Raw genomic sequence first — 17560 nt, forward strand, 5'->3', positions numbered from 1 at the left:
GATCTCAAGACCGCTGAAGGCCTTCGGCCTTATCGCAGCCTCGCGGGCTCGGCAGCGGCTACAGGCGCATGTCCTCAGGCCACCCGCTGTCCTTTGGCGACGGCCTGGGACGCCGCCAGCATCGCCCGCAACAACACCGCGCAGCCGGCGGCGAGGTCGTCGGGGTCGGCGTTTTCGATTTCGTTGTGGCTGATGCCGCCTTCGCAAGGCACGAAGATCATCCCCGCCGGGCCCAGCTCGGCGACAAAGATCGCGTCGTGCCCGGCGCCGCTGACGATGTCCATATGACTCAGGCCCAGCCCCTGCGCCGCATCGCGCACCGCGTCGACACAGATCTTGTCGAAATACAGCGGTGGAAAGTCCGCGGTCGGCTGCAGGTCGAAGGTCAGGCCATGTTCTTCGCAGGTGCTGTCGATCACCTGGCGCACCTCGGCGATCATCGAGTCCAGGCGCGCCGGCTCCAGGTGCCGGAAGTCCAGGGTCATGCGCACCTCACCGGGGATCACGTTGCGCGAACCGGGATAGGCCTGCAGGCAACCCACGGTGCCGCAGGCATGGGGTTGATGGCCAAGGGCGGCGCGGTTGACCGCGGCCACCACCGCCGCCGCGCCAACCAGGGCGTCCTTGCGCAGGTGCATCGGGGTCGGGCCGGCGTGGGCTTCGACGCCGCGCAACTTCAGGTCGAACCATTTCTGGCCGAGGGCGCCGAGTACGACGCCGATGGTTTTCTTTTCGTCCTCGAGGATCGGCCCCTGCTCGATATGGGCCTCGAAGTAGGCCCCCACCGCGTGCCCGCTGACCTGGCGGCTGCCGGCATAGCCGATGGCGTTCAGCGCATCGCCGACGCTCACGCCTTCGGCATCGGTCTTGGCCAGGGTTTCCTCGAGGGTGAATTTCTCGGCGAACACCCCGGAGCCCATCATGCACGGCGGGAAGCGCGAGCCTTCTTCGTTGGTCCACACCACCACTTCCAGTGGCGCCTCGGTTTCCACCCCGAGGTCGTTGAGGGTGCGCAGCACTTCGAGCCCGGCCAGCACGCCGAAGCAGCCATCGAACTTGCCGCCGGTGGGCTGGGTGTCGATATGGCTGCCGGTCATCACCGGCGGCAGCTGCGGGTTACGCCCGGGGCGGCGGGCGAAGATATTGCCGATGCCATCCACCGTGACCGTACAGCCGGCCGCCTCGCACCACTGCACGAACAGATCGCGGGCCTGGCGGTCGAGGTCGGTCAGGGCCAGGCGACAGACCCCGCCCTTGACCGTGGCCCCGAGCCGCGCCAGCTCCATGAGCGACTGCCACAGGCGGTCGCGGTTGATGTGCCGGTAGCTGGATTGCAGAACGTCGACGGCAGCGTTCATGGTGATCTCCTCAGGCTTTTCTGGTTGTCGTTGACGAGGGGCGCTCGTCTGGAATCTGGCGATGGGCGATGGACTTTTTCGCGAGCAAGCTCGCTCCTACAAAAAGCCACACGGTCCCTGTAGGAGCGAGCTTGCTCGCGATTGGCCGGCCGCCATAACGCCATTCAAAGGTCATACCGGCGTCTTGACGCTCACGCTCTGCGGGCGGCCCATGCTGCACAGTCCGTAGTAAATGATCCCGCCCAGCGCCGAGCCGGTGAACCAGCCGTAGCTGTAGAACCAGCTGAATACATCGCTGCCCAGGGACAGCAAGGTCAGCGCCACCGGCACGCCAAAGGCGATAAAGCCGTACCCGTTCCACGCCGGGTAAACGTCATCGCGGTACAGCCCGGCCAGGTCCAGGCGCTGTTTCTTGATGATGAAATAGTCCACCACCATGATCCCGGCGATGGGCCCCAGCAGGCTGGAGTAACCCAGCAGCCAGTTGGAATACACGGTCTCCAGGCTGACGTCCGAGACCAGCAGGCCGAGTTTTTTCAGCAGCTCATGGGCCATCAGCGCCAGGCCGACGAGCCCGGTGAGGATCACCGCCTTGGTGCGGCCGATCAGCTTGGGCGCGATGTTCTGGAAGTCGTTGGTCGGCGAGACGATGTTCGCCGCGGTGTTGGTCGAGAGCGTGGCGATGATGATCAACGCCATGGCCAGGGCCACCCAGCCGGGGCTCTGGATATGGCCGATCAGGCTCACCGGGTCGGAGACGGTGACGCCCACCAGTTTCACCGAGGCGGCGGTCATCACCACCCCGAGCGCGGCGAACAGGAACATGGTCAGCGGCAGGCCGAATATCTGCCCGAGGATCTGGTCCTTCTGGCTTTTCGCGTAGCGGCTGAAGTCCGGGATATTCAGCGACAGGGTGGCCCAGAACCCGACCATCGCCGTGAGCCCGGCGAAGAAGTAGCTGTATACGCTGGCGCCTTCCGGACGCTTGGGCGGAATCGCCAGCAACTCGCTCAGGGACACATTGGGCAAGGCCCACACCAGCAGCCCGACACCCACCGCCACCAGCAGCGGCGCCGACAGGGTTTCCAGCCACTTGATCGACTCGGCGCCGCGCAGCACCACCCACAGGTTGAGGGTCCAGAAGAGCATGAAGCCGATTACCTCGCCGGTGCCGCCCAGGGCCTTCCAGCCCTCGAAGATCGAGCCGAGGAACAGGTGGATCGCCAGGCCGCCGAACATGGTCTGGATGCCGAACCAGCCGCAGGCCACCAGGGCGCGGATCAGGCACGGCACGTTGGAGCCGATGACGCCGAAGGACGAACGCAGCAGCACCGGGAACGGAATGCCGTACTTGGTGCCGGCAAAAGCGTTGAGGGTCAGGGGGACCAGCACCACGATATTGGCCAGCAGGATCGCCAGCAGCGCCTCGCCCACCGTCAGCCCGAAATAGGCGGTGAGCACACCGCCCAGGGTGTAGGTCGGCACGCAGATCGACATGCCGACCCACAACGCGGTGATGTGCCATTTGTTCCAGGTGCGCTCATGGACCTTGGTCGGCGCGATATCGTGGTTGTAACGGGGGCTGTCGAGCACGTCGCTGCCGGCGTCCAGCTCGTACAGGCCGGCACGCTCGGTCACTTGGGATCTGTTCTGTTGCATGGCCGCTCCACTTTTTTCTGATTATTTTTGCTCATCACATGGGCTGGCAGACGTGCTGCCAGCCCGGCGATGGCCGGAGAACTGACGACTTTTACCGACCGGCCATCCTGTCGACGGCGGCACTCAATAAGCGTGCCGGCTTGCCCGTCGACGGTGCTCCACAGTCGGTAAAATCCATGTAAACAACTGATGTTTCTTCAGTTTTATTCTGAACAACTTCCTGCCCTGGATAACTTGCCGGTTCACTCAGGCCGAATGCCGGGCAAGTTGTCCATCGGGTCAGGACTCAATCTGGTGCACGCAAACTTTTTTCAAACTTTTGTATGGGCCACAGGCCTCCTTCAAGCGGCTGATTTCACATAGGAAATTTTGCTCATATTTCGATCCTGTCAAGTGCGTCAAAATGGTGAAAGGCTGCACCATTTTGCGGATTTACAAATTAAAACCTTATATTTCAATAACTTAATATCGATATATGCTTATAAAAAATAATCTTGCCGATTGATTGAACACCAGCTAGTTTTTATTCCTGACACCGCTGACAGGAATAAACATTCCGCAGCCTGCGTATTACAAAAACACTAGAACCGGCATAAGCCGGTCATGCCTGCGAGGAACTCGGAATGTCTCTGTTGATCCGTGGCGCCACCGTTATTACCCATGATGAAAGTTATAAAGCCGATGTGTTGTGCGCCGACGGCGTGATCAAGGCCATCGGCCAGAATCTGGACCCCGCAGGCTGCGAAGTGCTCGACGGCAGTGGCCAATACCTGATGCCCGGCGGCATCGATCCCCACACCCATATGCAACTGCCCTTCATGGGCACCGTGGCCAGCGAAGACTTCTTTAGCGGCACCGCGGCGGGCCTGGCGGGCGGCACCACCTCGATCATCGACTTCGTGATTCCCAACCCGCAGCAGTCCCTGCTGGAAGCCTTTCATCAGTGGCGCGGCTGGGCCGAGAAGTCGGCATCGGACTACGGCTTTCACGTGGCCATCACCTGGTGGAGCGAGCAGGTGCGCGAGGAAATGGCCGAGCTGGTGAACCAGCACGGGGTCAACAGCTTCAAGCATTTCATGGCCTACAAGAACGCGATCATGGCCGCCGACGACACCCTGGTGGCGAGCTTCGAGCGCTGCCTGGAACTCGGCGCGGTGCCGACGGTGCACGCGGAGAACGGCGAGCTGGTCTATCACCTGCAACGCAAGCTGCTGGCCCAGGGCATCACCGGGCCGGAAGCGCACCCGCTGTCGCGCCCTTCCCAGGTCGAAGGCGAAGCCGCCAGCCGGGCGATCCGCATCGCCGAAACCCTGGGCACGCCGCTGTACCTGGTGCATGTCTCGACCCAGGAGGCGCTGGACGAAATCACCTACGCCCGTGGCAAGGGCCAGCCGGTGTACGGCGAAGTGCTGGCCGGGCACCTGCTGCTGGACGACAGCGTGTACCGCCACCCGGACTGGCAGACCGCCGCCGGCTACGTGATGAGCCCGCCCTTCCGCCCTCGCGGCCATCAGGACGCGCTGTGGCACGGCCTGCAATCGGGCAACCTGCACACCACCGCCACCGACCACTGCTGCTTCTGCGCCGAGCAGAAAGCCGCCGGCCGCGACGATTTCAGCAAGATCCCCAACGGCACCGCCGGCATCGAAGACCGCATGGCCGTGCTCTGGGACGAAGGGGTGAACAGCGGGCGCCTGTCGATGCAGGACTTCGTCGCCCTGACCTCTACCAACGCGGCGAAGATCTTCAACCTCTACCCACGCAAGGGCGCGATCCGCGTCGGCGCCGATGCCGACCTGGTGCTCTGGGACCCACAAGGCAGCCGCACCATCTCCGCTGCGACCCACCACCAGCAGGTGGACTTCAACATCTTCGAAGGCAAGACCGTGCGCGGCGTGCCCAGCCACACCATCAGCCAGGGCAAGCTGGTCTGGGCCGACGGCGACCTGCGCGCCGAACGCGGTGCCGGCCGCTACATCGAGCGCCCGGCCTACCCGGCGGTGTTCGACCTGCTGAGCAAACGCGCCGAGGCGCACAAGCCGACCGCCGTCAAACGCTGAGCCAAGCATATAAAACCGGATACCTGTAGCCGCTGCCGCAGGCTGCGATAAGGCCGAAGGCCTTCAGCGATCTCAAGATCTTGCGCCTGCTGCGCAGTCGATCGCAGCCTCGCTGCGCTCGGCAGCGGCTACAGGAAGCGTTGCAGCGAATCCAGCGGGGGCCGTCCCGCTGGTGAAGAACAATGCCCGTCAGAGGCAATCGACAAAAAACCGTGAGGCCTGAACCGTGATCAAGACCCTGAACCACTTGCCCCATCCCCAGGAGGATGGCGCCACCCTCGCCGGCCACTTCAGCGACCTGGCGCCGCCGCTCAACGACCGTCAGGCGCACCTGGAAGCCTCGCGCTGCCTGTATTGCTACGACGCGCCGTGCGTCAACGCCTGCCCCAGCGAGATCGACATTCCCTCGTTCATCCGCCATATCCACACCGACAACGTCCAGGGCGCGGCACAGAAGATTCTCTCGGCCAATATCCTCGGCGGCAGCTGCGCCCGGGTGTGTCCGACGGAGATCCTGTGCCAGCAGGCCTGTGTGCGTAACAACGCCCAGGAATGCGCGCCAGTCTTGATCGGCCTGCTGCAGCGTTACGCGGTGGACAACGCGCACTTCAGCCAGCACCCGTTCCAGCGCGAGGCCGCCAGCGGCAAGCGCATCGCCGTGGTCGGCGCCGGGCCGGCGGGGCTGTCGTGCGCCCACCGCTGCGCCATGCACGGCCATGAGGTGGTGATTTTCGAGGCCCGGGAAAAAGCCGGCGGCCTCAACGAATACGGGATCGCCAAGTACAAGCTGGTGGACGACTTCGCCCAGAAGGAGCTGGACTTCCTGCTGCAGATCGGCGGCATCGAGATCCGCCACGGGCACAGACTCGGCGACAACCTGAGCCTCACCGAGCTGCACCAGCAATTCGACGCGGTGTTCCTCGGCCTCGGCCTGGCCGCCAGCAAACAGCTGGGCCTGCCCCATGAGGACGCCCCCGGCCTGCTGGCCGCCACCGACTACATCCGCGAACTGCGCCAGGCCGACGACCTCACGCAACTGCCCCTGGCCGAGCGCTGCATCGTCCTCGGCGCCGGCAACACCGCGATCGACATGGCGGTGCAGATGGCCCGCCTTGGCGCCCACGATGTCAACCTGGTGTACCGCCGCGGCATCGAGGACATGGGCGCGACTCGCCATGAACAGGACATCGCCAAGGCCAATCAGGTGCGCCTGCTGACCTGGGCCGCGCCCGAAGAGGTGCTGCTCGACGCCCAGGGCCAGGTGCGCGGCATGCGCTTCGCCCGCACCCGGTTGGTGGAGGGCCGCCTGCAAACCACCGGGGAGACTTTCGAGCTAGCCGCCGATGCGATCTTCAAGGCCATCGGCCAGGCGTTCGACGGCGCCGCGCTGAGCGACCCGTTGGCCCGCGAGCTCAAGCGCGCCGGCGAACGCATCGAAGTCGACGAACAGCTGCGCACCAGCATTCCCGGGGTGTATGCCGGCGGCGACTGCGTCAGCCTCGGCCAGGACCTCACCGTCCAGGCGGTGCAACACGGCAAGCGGGCCGCCGAAGCCATGCATGCCCAACTCATGCTCAACGTGGAGGCTGCGTAAATGGCCGATCTGTCGATTGTGTTCGCCGGTATCAAAGCCCCCAACCCGTTCTGGCTGGCCTCCGCGCCGCCGACCGACAAGGCCTACAACGTGGTCCGCGCCTTCGAGGCCGGCTGGGGCGGCGTGGTCTGGAAAACCCTGGGCGAGGACCCGGCGGCGGTCAACGTGTCGTCACGCTACTCGGCGCACTTCGGCGCCAACCGCGAAGTGCTGGGCATCAACAATATCGAACTGATCACCGACCGCTCCCTGGAGATCAACCTCAGGGAAATCACCCAGGTCAAGAAGGACTGGCCGGACCGCGCGCTGATCGTGTCGCTGATGGTGCCCTGCGTCGAAGAGTCGTGGAAAAACATCCTGCCGCTGGTGGAAGCCACCGGCGCCGACGGCATCGAACTGAACTTCGGCTGCCCCCACGGCATGCCGGAGCGCGGCATGGGCGCGGCGGTCGGCCAGGTGCCGGAGTACGTGGAACAGGTCACCCGCTGGTGCAAGACCTATTGCTCGCTGCCGGTGATCGTCAAGCTGACGCCGAACATCACCGATATCCGCATGGCCGCCCGCGCGGCCCATCGCGGCGGCGCCGACGCGGTGTCGCTGATCAACACCATCAACTCGATCACCAGCGTCGATCTTGAGCGCATGGTCGCCAACCCGATGGTCGGCAGCCAGAGCACCCACGGCGGCTACTGCGGTTCGGCGGTCAAGCCGATTGCCCTGAACATGGTCGCCGAGATCGCCCGTGACCCGCAGACCCAGGGCCTGCCGATCTGCGGTATCGGCGGCATCGGCACCTGGCGCGACGCCGCGGAATTCGTCGCCCTGGGCTGCGGCGCGGTACAGGTGTGCACGGCGGCGATGCTGCATGGCTTTCGCATCGTCGAAGAGATGAAGGACGGCCTGTCGCGGTGGATGGACAGCCAGGGGTATCACAGCCTGCAGGACTTCTCCGGGCGCGCGGTGGGCAACACCACCGACTGGAAGTACCTGGATATCAACTACCAGGTGATCGCCAAGATCGACCAGGACGCCTGCATCGGCTGCGGCCGCTGCCATATCGCCTGCGAAGACACCTCGCACCAGGCCATCGCCAGCCTCAAGCAGGCCGACGGCACGCATAAGTACGAAGTGATCGACGCCGAATGTGTGGGCTGCAACCTGTGCCAGATCACTTGCCCGGTGCAGGACTGCATCGAGATGGTGCCCCAGGACACCGGCAAACCGTTCCTCGACTGGCAGCACGATCCGCGCAATCCGTATCGCGAGGCGGTTTAGGGCCGGCGCAGAGCGCACCGACGCTTTCGCGGGCAAGCCTCGCTCCTACAGGGTTGGCCTGGTCCTGTAGGAGCGAGGCTTGCCCGCGATGAACGCCTACCCCGTAGCCGCTGCCGAGCCCGCGAGGCTGCGATCGGCAACGCAGTTGCCGCAAAACCTGAATCCGCGGCGTGTCAGGTCTTGCGCGTTATCCGGGTTGCGGCCGCTTCGCGACCGTTCGCAGCCTCGCTGCGCTCGGCAGCGGCTACACGCCGGCGCTCAGAGGGGCTGCCGTATCAGGGCTCCAGCCCGATCCCGCGCAGGATCACGCTGGTCACCGTCTGCACGGCCTTTTCGAACTGCATGTCCGACAGCGGCTGGTGTTCGTTGATGATCATGATCTGGTGGTCGAAGTCAGCGTAGTGCTGGGTCGAGGCCCAGATCATGTACAGCAGGCTCGACGGTTCCACCGGCAGGATGCGCTGGTCTTCGACCCACTGGCGGATCTTCGCTTCCTTCATCTTCGCCCAGTCGTACAGGCTGGCGTCCAGCGCCTCGCCCAGGGTCGGCGCGCCGTGGATGATTTCGTTGGCCCAGACTTTCGAGCCATAGGGCCGGCTGCGCGAATGGTTCATCTTGGCGCGGATATAACTGCTGAGCACCACCCGCGGGTCGTCGAACATCTCGAAGCACAGCGCATCCTGCTTCCACAGCTCCAGCAACTCCAGCAGCACCGCGCTGTACAGCTCGCTCTTGGTGCTGAAGTAGTAATGCAGGTTGGAGCGCGGCAATTGCACCTCGGCGGCGATATCGGCCATGGCCGTGCCGCTGAAGCCTTTTTCGGCGAACACCTTTTCCGCCGCCAGGAGGATTTTTTCGACGTTGCTGCGACGGATCTCGATCTTGTGATTGCCCATAAGGGCTCCCTGAAAACAGTCTGCTGCAAGACTACCATCGGCCTTCGTACAAAAACGAAACTTCCTGCGCCCGGCTTTCCCCGGCAAAACCGATTGGTTAGGATCCCTCCCGCCTTATTCCCGGGCACCTGAAGTGTTCCGTCCAGGCGTTGATTCGCGACACGGACATGCAGGCAGGACTTTCGCCGCCGAACCCAGAGCGTTTCGGCCATCCTGCAACGCCGCTATGGAGCTTATCCATGAACATTCGCAAACGCCGGGCCGCGGACGATCCGCGGCTCGCCGCCCTGTGGGAACGCTCGGTACGGGCCACCCACGACTTTATCGCCGAAGACGACATCCAGCTGCTCTACCCCCTGGTGCGCGACACCTACCTTCCAGCCCTCGAAGCCTGGTTGCTGGAGGATCCCGACGGCACCCCGGCCGGCTTTATCGCCACCGCCGGCGACAAGGTGGAAATGCTGTTTATCGAACCGGCCCGCCGTGGCCAGGGCGTCGGCCGGCAACTGCTCGACCATGTACGCAGCCGGCATCCGCGGCTCAGCGTCGACGTCAACGAACAGAACCCCCAGGCCCATGGTTTTTATCGGCACTACGGTTTCGAAGACATCGGCCGTTCGGCAACCGACGGCCAGGGACGGCCGTTCCCGATCATCCATATGCGCCTGAAAAGCGCTTGAACAGCGCGCCGATGTTTCATCCAGCGACCCGGCCGCGGTCCTTATACTCATCGGCGCAGCGACTACCCGACACTCATTGAACAGGTATTTCCCATGCTGAAAAAACTGCTGACCACCAGCGCCCTGCTGGCCTCTCTCGTCACCGCCTCCTCGGCCTTCGCCCACGCCCACCTGCAAAGCCAGGTCCCGGCCGCCGACAGCACGGTGAGCGCGCCAAGCGAGTTGCGCCTGGTGTTCTCCGAAGGCGTCGAGGCGGCCTTCACTAAAGTCAGCCTGAGCAAGGATGGCGCGGCGGTCGCCGTCAAGGCCCTGGCCACCGAAGGCGCGGACAAGAAGACCCTGGTCGTGACCCCGGCGGCGCCGCTGGCGGCGGGCGCCTACAAGGTCAAGTGGCACGCGGTGTCGGTGGATACCCACACAAGCGAAGGCAGCTACAGCTTCAAGGTCGACCAGTAACCGATGTCGACCCTGTTGGTGCTCTGCCGCTTTGTGCATTTCGCGGCCGTCCTGCTGCTGTTCGGGGCCTGGGTGTTCAGGCCCCTGCTGTTGGGGCGCGAGCCCGTTGCCGCCTTGGATCGCCGCCTGACCCGACTCGGCCGCTGGCTGGCCTGGACGGCCCTGGCCACCGGCATCTGCTGGTTGCTGCTGATCACCGCCAGCATGGCTGGCAGCGGCGCCGCGGCCCTGGACCCGGCGACCTTGCGACTGGTGCTGGGCAAGACTTTTTTCGGCCAGGTATGGAGCTGGCATCTGCTGCTCAATGGCGCGCTGCTGGTTCTGCTGCTGACCCGCCTGGGTGAGCGGCTGGCACTACGGCTGATCCTCGCCGCCCTGCTGCTGGCCACCCTCGCCCCCGTGGGCCACGGCGCCATGCTCGACGGCCTCAGCGGCCAGTTGCTGATCCTCAACCAGATCGTCCACCTGGGCTGCGTCAGCCTGTGGCTCGGCGGTTTGCTGGTGCTGCTGATGGTTCTGCGCCAGCCGGACGGCCTGCCGCTGGGCCCGCTGCTGCGGCGTTTCAGCGGCGTGGGTTACGGGCTGGTAGGTGGGTTGCTGGTCACGGGTCTGATCAATGTACGAGTGCTGACCGGCCAGCTGTGGCCGACGCCGCTGCTGTCCGGCTTTGCCCTGATCCTGCTGATCAAGGTGCTGCTGGTGTGCGGCATGTTCGCCCTGGCCCTGTTCAACCGCCTGCGGATCGAGGACTGCCAGCAACGCCTGGGTACCCTGCGCCGTAGCGTGCTGCTGGAATGGCTGCTGGGCATCGCCGCGGTGACGGCCGTGTCGCTGCTCGGCACCCTGCCGCCTCTCACCGCTTAGGCCCTGTAGCCGCTGCCGCAGGCTGCGATCGGGGCGTAGCCCCGTAGACCTGGCGGCGTGGTGTAACTGACTGTGCGCGGTGCCTGGTTTGGCGTCTGCTTCGCAGACGATCGCAGCCTCGCCAGGGCTCGGCAGCGGCTACACAAGCGTCGGGTCATTCGACCTGGGCGTCGCCCTCCGCCGCCGTATCGATACTCACCACCACCGACATCCCCGGACGCAGGCGCTCGCTTTCTGCCTGGTCGGGGTCGACGGTGATGCGCACCGGTATCCGCTGGGCGATCTTGACGAAGTTGCCGGTGGCGTTGTCGGCCTGCAACAAGGCGAACTCCGAACCGGTGGCCGGCGAAATGCGCTGCACATGGCCGTGGAATTTGCGGTGGTTGAGCGCATCGACGGTGAAGCTTGCGGGCTGGCCGACGCGGATGTTGTCCATCTGGGTCTCCTTCATGTTGGCGATCACCCAGAGCTGGTTCGGCACCAGCGCCATCAGCTGCGCACCGGAATTGACGTAGGCCCCCAGGCGCACGCCGATCTGCCCCAGCTGGCCATCGCGCGGCGCGGTGACCCGGGTGTTGGACAGGTCGATCCGCGCCAGCTGCACCGCCGCCTCGGCATTGGCCACCGCGGCCTCCAGCGAGCCGCGATTGACGATCACCGTCTGCAGGTCCTGGCGGGCGATGTCCAGCTGCGCCTGGGCCTGGGCCACCGCGGCGAGGGTCTGGGCGTTGGCGGCGCGGGTCACGTCCAGGTCCCGCTGGGACACCGAACCGTCGGCGATCAGTTCCTGGTTACGGCGCAGGTCGGCGGCGCTCTTGCGCGCCTGGGCCTGGCTGTCGGCCAGCGCCGCCTGGCGCAGCTTGATGGTGGCTTCGGCGCTGTTACGTTGCTGCACCACATTGGCCAGCGCCGCCTTCTGCGCCGCCAGCTGGGCCAGGGACTGCTCCAGGCGCTGCTTGTAGATACGGTCGTCGAGGCGCACCAGCAGGTCGCCGGCCTTGACGAACTGGAAGTCCTGCACCGGCACCTCGAACACATAACCGCTGAGCTGCGGCCCGATGATCGTCACCTGGCCGCGCACCAGGGCGTTCTCGGTGCTTTCGATGGGGCTGCTGAACGGCGGCAGCTGCCAGGCATAGAGCACGATCAATACCCCGGTGATGGCGATCGCGGCGAACCCCAGGGACGAGATGATCCGCACCCGCAGCGAACGCGGCTCGGTGATCGGCATCGAGGGCGGCGCGCTGCCTTCCGGCGTCGAGGCAATGGCGTTGGTGGTGGTGATGGTCGGTTCGGTCATGAAGAAATGGCACCGCTGGGTTGGACGGGAGTCGGGGCTGGGGACGCTGGCGCGACCGCCTTGGTCGTGCTCATCAGCCACAGGCTGCGAATGAAGATCCAGATCATGGTCAGCACGGCAATCACCGCGATCAGCATGAACACATCGTTGTAGGCCAGTACGTTGGCTTCGCGGGTGGCGGCGCTGGCCAGGCTGCGGATGCCTTGCAGCTCGCGCGCCTGCGGGTCGGCGATGACCCGGCCGACGGCCGCCCCGCCGCTCTGCACCCGGCCCAGCACCCGCGGGTCCATCAGCACCAGTTGCTCGACGATATGGCTGGAATGGTATTTCTCGCGGACGATCTGGAAGGTCCCCAGCAGCGCCGAGCCGATCAGCCCGCCGAGGTTCTGGCAGATGCCGAACAGCACCGAGAAGCTCACCAGGTTGCGCGGGTTGGTCAGCACGTTGCGCGTGCCCAGGACCATGGTCGGGCCAAGAAAGAAAGTGCCGCCGAAGGCCAGCAGGAACTGGCTGACATACATGTTGGCCGGGCGCGTGAGGTTACTGGAGAAGCTGTCCATCACCGAGCCCACGGCCATCAGCGCCAGGGAGATGATCAGCGGCATCAGCAGGTGCGCCGGGTTGATGGTCATGGCGCTGGTGGCCAGGCCCGCGATGCTGCCCAGCAGCATCACCCCGTACAGCAGGCGCATCTGCTGGCTGCTCATGTTCAGCGCCTGGAGAAAACCCACGGCGCCGGTGGACTGCTCGGACAGCACCATGCGGATCAGGATCACCGCCAAGGCCAGGCGGATCGCCGCCCCGCTGCCCAGCCAGCGGGTCATCAGCATCGGGTTGCTGCGGTTATGTTCGATGGCCAGGCCGGCGAGGATCAGCACGATGGAGCCGGCCGAGGCGTAGCCGATCCACGGCGCCTCCAGCCACCAATCGATGCGCCCCAGGGACAGCACGGCGCAGAGCAGCGCGACGCCGCTGGCGAGGATGGCAAAGGTCAGGAAGTCGAGCTTTTCGAAGGTACGGAAACGGTCGCCGGGCGGCAGCTTGAGCAGGAACACGCAGCCCAGGGACGCCAGCGCCAGGCCCAGTTCGAACAGATACAGGCCGCGCCATTCGGCGATCTGCAGCAGGTCTTCGGAAAACAGCCGGGCCAGGGGCAAGGCCAGTTGCGAGGCGCCCAGCCCAAGCACCAGGGCTTTCATCCGCCACTTGGCCGGGAACGCCTGGACCATGTAGTACAGGCCCAGGGAACTCAGGGCCGCGCCGACCATGCCGTGGGCCGCGCGCACGGCGATGGCCGAACTCAGGTCGTTGACGAACAGGTGGCCGAAGGTCACCAGCGCATAGAGCACCAGGAACACCTCGGTAAAGGCGCGCAGGCCGAACTGCTGGCGAAACTTCACCAGCAGCAGGTTCATCGACACGTTGGTCATCACGTAGGCGGCCGGCAGCCAGGCCATTTCCGCGGTGGTCGCGCCCAGGGCGCCTTGCAGATACGGCAGGTTGGCGATCACCAGCGAGTTGCCGAGGCCGCCGGTGATCGCCACCAGCAAACCGACCAGGGCATAGGCCAGGCGCTTGTGGGTGGGGTGCAGCGGCGTCGAGGGGGAACCGGGCAAGCTGGGCTTTTCGTGGGGTTGCCAGTTGCGCGGGGCGTAACTATCCATTCATTGACCTTGCCATTGCGTGAGCTTGTCCCATGTCCGCCCAAGTGGCGGACGATCCAGAGTTGTTCCGGGTTGCCCGGCAGTTTGCCGGAACCTGAGGCGTCTTTGTAGGAGCGAGCTTGCGCGCGATAGCGGTGTGCCTGGCTGGCCGCGGTACCCGTATCGCCAGCAAGCTGGCTCCTACGGACCATTTCTTGCGACGTCGCATTTACCATTGCCGCCCCTGCCCCTCTAGAATCAACCTCCCCTTGCGCTCCAGCCGCGGAGACCTCCATGCCCCTGCCTTTTCAGAAGCTGCATGCCAATGGCGACGACTTCATGCTGGTCGATGCCCGCGGGCGCGACAACCCGATCACCAGCGAGCTGGCCAGGGCCCTGGGCGACCGCCATCGCGGCGTGGGTTTCAATCAACTGGTGGTGCTCAGCGATTGCCCCGAGACGGCGGCGCAACTGACTTTCTGGAATGCCGATGGTTCCAGCCTGAGCACCTGCGGCAGCGCCACCCGCGGCGCGGCCGACCTGCTGATGCGCGAAAGCGGCGCAGACTCGGTGCAGGTGAAAACCGTGCGCGGCATCCAGCATTGCACGCGCCTGGACGATCAGTCGGTAGCGGTAGAGATGGGCGTGGCGCAATTTGCCTGGCAGGACATTCCGTTGGCGACGGCCCTCGACAGCCTGGCCCTGCCCCTGCCCGGCGAGCCGGCGGCATGCAGCATGGGCAACCCGCACTGCACATTCTTCGTCGAGGATGTACAAGCCATCGATGTGGCCACACTCGGTCCGCGGATCGAGGCGCACCCGCTGTTCCCGCAGAAGACCAATGTGCATTTCGTCCAGGTCATCGACCGCCAGACCATTCGCCTGCGCATCTGGGAACGCAACGGCGCCATCCCTCTGGACTCCGGCTCATGCTCCTGCGGTGCGGCGGTCAACGGCATCCGCCGCGGCCTGCTGGACAGCCCGGTGCGGGTGCTGTGCGACGGCGGCCCGGTCACCGTCAGCTGGGACGGCCAGGGCAAGGTGCGGCTGGCCGGCAATGTGGTGCAGGTGTTCGGTGGGATGCTCTGCGGCTGATGGTGCCTGGACGGAGCTGTCTCGATGACAGACGGTTTGCAGTAGAACTTTACAAACAGTCCAGAACTGGATAATTTGTCTTAACCCTTTAGAGTGCCAGCCACGCAAGCGGAAATGGGTGACCTGCTGGCGGGGCAAGTCGAACTCATCCGCAGGGCGAACGACATCACTCTTTTCGTTATGACGGGGTTAGCGCTACAAGACCTGACAGGTGCTCAACTGCTGTTCAAGCAAGCCAATATCGAAGGTATTGGCCACGATATTTCTTGGCCGTGGTAATTCTTTGAGGACATTTTGTTATGCAAATCACTCTGCCCACTTATCAAGATGTAGTCGATGCCTCGACGCGACTTGAGGGAGTAGCAAACGCTACGCCAGTCCTGACCTCGCGCACGATCGATGATGAAATCGGTGCCAAGGTTTTTTTCAAATGTGAAAACTACCAACGTACCGGCTCTTTCAAATTCAGGGGGGCATACAACTCCCTCGCAAAATTCAGCGAAGCGCAACGCCGAGGCGGTGTTGTGGCGTTCTCCTCTGGAAATCACGCGCAAGGCATCGCATTAGCAGCATCCCTGTTGAAAATTCCGGCCACTATTGTCATGCCCACTGATGCGCCTGCCGCCAAGGTCGCGGCGACCAAAGGCTATGGCGCCGAGGTGGTCTTCTATGACCGTTACACCGAAGACCGCGAGGCTATCGGCAAAGCCCTGGCCGCCAGGCACGGTATGACATTGATCCCCTCCTACGATCATCCGGACGTGCTTTGCGGCCAGGGAACCGCCGCCAAGGAACTGTTCGAAAGCGTGGGCCAACTGGATACGTTGTTTGTGGGCCTGGGGGGTGGAGGAATGCTCTCTGGAACAACCCTTGCCACACGCGCGCTGTCACCCGGCTGTACCTTGATCGGGGTCGAGCCTGAAGCCGGTAATGACGGCCAGCAATCGTTCAATTCAGGTGCGATTGTTCACATCGACACCCCCGACACCATCGCTGATGGGGCGCAAACCCAGCACCTTGGAAATTACACTTTCCCAATAATCCTGAATGGCGTTGACCGGATTGTAACCGTTACCGACGAAGAGCTTATTTGTGCAATGAAGTTCTTTGCCCAGCGCATGAAAACTGTGGTTGAGCCCACCGGATGCCTGGGGCTTGCCGCCGCAAGAAAGTTAAGGAATGAACTTCAAGGTCAACGTGTCGGCATCATCATTACCGGCGGCAACATTGATATCGACAAGTTTGGAAAGTTTCTCCAGCTTTAAGACAGCGCGCTTTATCCATTGAAGAACATCAGGCGTTCAACAGCGCCTGACGGCATCGTCTTGCCAAAATTCGATGAACATATTCAGCCCGATAACATGGCTATAGATATAGCCACAATAAAAAAGAGGTGCACATGAAAAGCCGTCTTCTCGTTAAAGCAATTGTCATTGCGATGATTTCCGGCGTCGTCCTGGGGGGCATGCTTCATAGTCAACTCGATACGGTGGCCGCCAAAGAAGTTGCCGGATACCTGAACCTGATCACTGACGTGTTTTTACGCCTGATCAAAATGGTCATCGCACCCCTGGTGCTGGCCACGCTGGTTACCGGCGTGGCCAGCATGTCGGGAAACGGTTCGATGGGCCGCGTTGGCTTCAAAGCCATTACCTGGTTCATGATCGCTTCCCTGGTATCGCTGTCCATTGGCTTGCTCCTTGCCAACTTTTTCCAGCCTGGAACGGGTCTGAACCTGGCGGTTAGCGGTGACGCAGTGAATAGCGGCCTGAACACTTCCGCCTTTAGCCTGCCGCTCTTTCTCACCCATGTATTCCCTCGAAGCATCATTGAGGCAATGGGTAGCAACGAAGTGCTGCAGATCGTTGTGTTTTCCCTGTTCTTCGGATCCGCACTGGCGTTCGTCAAGGGCAAAGGCCAGTTCATCGTGGATATCCTCGAAGAGCTGGCCAATGTCATGTTCAGGGTCACTGACTACGTGATGTATGTGGCTCCCCTGGCCGTTTTTGCAGCCATCGCCGCCACTATCACCGTGCATGGCCTGGGTATGGTCGTGACCTTTGGCAAGATGGTGGGACAGTATTTCCTCGGCTTGGCGCTACTCTGGACGCTGATCACGCTTGCCGGCTATCTGGCCCTCGGACCCCGTATCAAGGACCTGTTCAAGCACCTGCGTGAACCGCTGCTGATCGCGTTCTCCACGGCTAGCAGCGAGGCCGCGTACCCGAAAACCATTGCCGCCCTGGACACGTTCGGCGCCAACAAGCGCGTGAGCAGCTTCGTCCTGCCGCTAGGTTACTCATTCAACCTGGACGGCTCGATGATGTACCAATCCTTCATCGTGATGTTCATCGCCCAGGCGTACAACATCGAAATGACGTTCTCCCACCAGATCATGGTGCTGTTGACGCTGCTGGTTATCAGTAAAGGAACTGCGGGGGTGGCGCGTGGCTCGCTGGTCGTCCTGGCTGCGGGCCTGCCGATGATCGGCCTTCCGGAAGCGGGCCTGCTGCTCATCCTCGCCGTTGATCCAGTCCTGGACATGGGACGCACCGCCACCAACGTCTTTGGCTGCGGCGTCGCTACCGCTGTCATCGGGCGACACGGCAATACGGACCCGATCGAGACAGCAAACGATACCGAGAAAAGCCTGCAAGCCGTTTAACCGCCCCTTACAAAA

15 protein-coding genes are annotated in these 17560 nt (G+C 63.6%); 10 read left to right on the forward strand and 5 right to left on the reverse strand.

Features of this window, described 5'->3' with window-relative positions; genetic code table 11:
- Positions 1–74: 74 nt before the first annotated feature.
- A complete protein-coding gene (locus AC07VU_RS23995) occupies positions 75–1358 on the reverse strand; it encodes a Zn-dependent hydrolase (RefSeq protein WP_495030605.1) in 1284 nt (427 codons plus the stop codon).
- A 171-nt stretch (positions 1359–1529) separates the two neighbouring features.
- A complete protein-coding gene (locus AC07VU_RS24000; protein ID WP_274306441.1) occupies positions 1530–3017 on the reverse strand; it encodes an NCS1 family nucleobase:cation symporter-1 in 1488 nt (495 codons plus the stop codon).
- Between the two features lie 623 nt (positions 3018–3640).
- On the opposite strand from AC07VU_RS24000, the gene hydA reads away from it, so the two are divergent.
- The 3 genes from hydA to preA all read left to right on the forward strand — a co-directional run bounded on the left by hydA (position 3641) and on the right by preA (position 7946).
- Positions 3641–5077 (forward strand): dihydropyrimidinase, encoded by a 1437-nt coding sequence (gene hydA, locus AC07VU_RS24005; protein ID WP_053260687.1) that lies wholly within the window; start codon positions 3641–3643, stop codon positions 5075–5077.
- A 226-nt stretch (positions 5078–5303) separates the two neighbouring features.
- On the forward strand, positions 5304–6671 hold the full coding sequence (locus AC07VU_RS24010) for an NAD(P)-dependent oxidoreductase (RefSeq protein WP_274306439.1): 1368 nt from the start codon (positions 5304–5306) through the stop codon (positions 6669–6671).
- Positions 6672–7946, forward strand: a complete 1275-nt coding sequence (gene preA / locus AC07VU_RS24015) for an NAD-dependent dihydropyrimidine dehydrogenase subunit PreA (RefSeq protein WP_123411252.1) — start codon at positions 6672–6674, stop codon at positions 7944–7946.
- A gap of 275 nt (positions 7947–8221) precedes the next feature.
- Here preA and AC07VU_RS24020 read toward each other — a convergent pair whose 3' ends face one another.
- Positions 8222–8842, reverse strand: coding sequence for a TetR/AcrR family transcriptional regulator (locus tag AC07VU_RS24020; RefSeq protein ID WP_007922198.1), 621 nt, complete (start codon positions 8840–8842; stop codon positions 8222–8224).
- 239 nt (positions 8843–9081) lie between these two features.
- On the opposite strand from AC07VU_RS24020, the gene AC07VU_RS24025 reads away from it, so the two are divergent.
- From AC07VU_RS24025 to copD, 3 genes are all read left to right on the forward strand, one after another.
- Complete coding sequence (locus AC07VU_RS24025) at positions 9082–9522, forward strand: acetyltransferase (RefSeq protein WP_274306438.1); 441 nt, start codon at positions 9082–9084, stop codon at positions 9520–9522.
- 93 nt (positions 9523–9615) lie between these two features.
- Positions 9616–9978, forward strand: coding sequence for a copper homeostasis periplasmic binding protein CopC (copC, locus tag AC07VU_RS24030; RefSeq protein WP_274306437.1), 363 nt, complete (start codon positions 9616–9618; stop codon positions 9976–9978).
- Between the two features lie 3 nt (positions 9979–9981).
- On the forward strand, positions 9982–10842 hold the full coding sequence (gene copD / locus AC07VU_RS24035; RefSeq protein WP_274306436.1) for a copper homeostasis membrane protein CopD: 861 nt from the start codon (positions 9982–9984) through the stop codon (positions 10840–10842).
- 154 nt (positions 10843–10996) lie between these two features.
- Here copD and AC07VU_RS24040 read toward each other — a convergent pair whose 3' ends face one another.
- Positions 10997–12142, reverse strand: coding sequence for an HlyD family secretion protein (locus AC07VU_RS24040; protein ID WP_277588470.1), 1146 nt, complete (start codon positions 12140–12142; stop codon positions 10997–10999).
- A complete protein-coding gene (locus tag AC07VU_RS24045; RefSeq protein ID WP_274306434.1) occupies positions 12139–13806 on the reverse strand; it encodes an MFS transporter in 1668 nt (555 codons plus the stop codon). Before AC07VU_RS24045 ends, AC07VU_RS24040 begins: the two co-directional genes overlap by 4 nt.
- 273 nt (positions 13807–14079) lie before the next feature.
- On the opposite strand from AC07VU_RS24045, the gene dapF reads away from it, so the two are divergent.
- The 4 genes from dapF to AC07VU_RS24065 all read left to right on the forward strand — a co-directional run bounded on the left by dapF (position 14080) and on the right by AC07VU_RS24065 (position 17545).
- Positions 14080–14880, forward strand: coding sequence for a diaminopimelate epimerase (gene dapF, locus AC07VU_RS24050; RefSeq protein ID WP_495030606.1), 801 nt, complete (start codon positions 14080–14082; stop codon positions 14878–14880).
- 114 nt (positions 14881–14994) lie between these two features.
- Complete coding sequence (locus tag AC07VU_RS24055; protein WP_337999666.1) at positions 14995–15159, forward strand: hypothetical protein; 165 nt, start codon at positions 14995–14997, stop codon at positions 15157–15159.
- Positions 15160–15179: 20 nt separating this feature from the next.
- Entirely contained in the window at positions 15180–16145 is a 966-nt protein-coding gene (locus AC07VU_RS24060; RefSeq protein WP_053260680.1) for a threo-3-hydroxy-L-aspartate ammonia-lyase, read from the forward strand.
- A 134-nt stretch (positions 16146–16279) separates the two neighbouring features.
- On the forward strand, positions 16280–17545 hold the full coding sequence (locus tag AC07VU_RS24065) for a dicarboxylate/amino acid:cation symporter (protein WP_274306431.1): 1266 nt from the start codon (positions 16280–16282) through the stop codon (positions 17543–17545).
- Positions 17546–17560 lie beyond the last annotated feature (15 nt).

Source organism: Pseudomonas sp. GW821-FHT02B10 (genome assembly GCF_059421865.1).

Bases quoted from the DNA above. Each gene is read 5' to 3' on its own strand.
- copD (WP_274306436.1), top strand. From the start codon at position 9,982: ATGTCGACCCTGTTGGTGCTCTGCCGCTTTGTGCATTTCGCGGCCGTC.
- AC07VU_RS24020 (WP_007922198.1), bottom strand. From the start codon at position 8,842: ATGGGCAATCACAAGATCGAGATCCGTCGCAGCAACGTCGAAAAAATC.
- hydA (WP_053260687.1), top strand. From the start codon at position 3,641: ATGTCTCTGTTGATCCGTGGCGCCACCGTTATTACCCATGATGAAAGT.
- preA (WP_123411252.1), top strand. From the start codon at position 6,672: ATGGCCGATCTGTCGATTGTGTTCGCCGGTATCAAAGCCCCCAACCCG.
- dapF (WP_495030606.1), top strand. From the start codon at position 14,080: ATGCCCCTGCCTTTTCAGAAGCTGCATGCCAATGGCGACGACTTCATG.
- copC (WP_274306437.1), top strand. From the start codon at position 9,616: ATGCTGAAAAAACTGCTGACCACCAGCGCCCTGCTGGCCTCTCTCGTC.
- AC07VU_RS23995 (WP_495030605.1), bottom strand. From the start codon at position 1,358: ATGAACGCTGCCGTCGACGTTCTGCAATCCAGCTACCGGCACATCAAC.
- AC07VU_RS24060 (WP_053260680.1), top strand. From the start codon at position 15,180: ATGCAAATCACTCTGCCCACTTATCAAGATGTAGTCGATGCCTCGACG.
- AC07VU_RS24065 (WP_274306431.1), top strand. From the start codon at position 16,280: ATGAAAAGCCGTCTTCTCGTTAAAGCAATTGTCATTGCGATGATTTCC.
- AC07VU_RS24000 (WP_274306441.1), bottom strand. From the start codon at position 3,017: ATGCAACAGAACAGATCCCAAGTGACCGAGCGTGCCGGCCTGTACGAG.
- AC07VU_RS24040 (WP_277588470.1), bottom strand. From the start codon at position 12,142: ATGACCGAACCGACCATCACCACCACCAACGCCATTGCCTCGACGCCG.
- AC07VU_RS24025 (WP_274306438.1), top strand. From the start codon at position 9,082: ATGAACATTCGCAAACGCCGGGCCGCGGACGATCCGCGGCTCGCCGCC.
- AC07VU_RS24045 (WP_274306434.1), bottom strand. From the start codon at position 13,806: ATGGATAGTTACGCCCCGCGCAACTGGCAACCCCACGAAAAGCCCAGC.
- AC07VU_RS24055 (WP_337999666.1), top strand. From the start codon at position 14,995: ATGGGTGACCTGCTGGCGGGGCAAGTCGAACTCATCCGCAGGGCGAAC.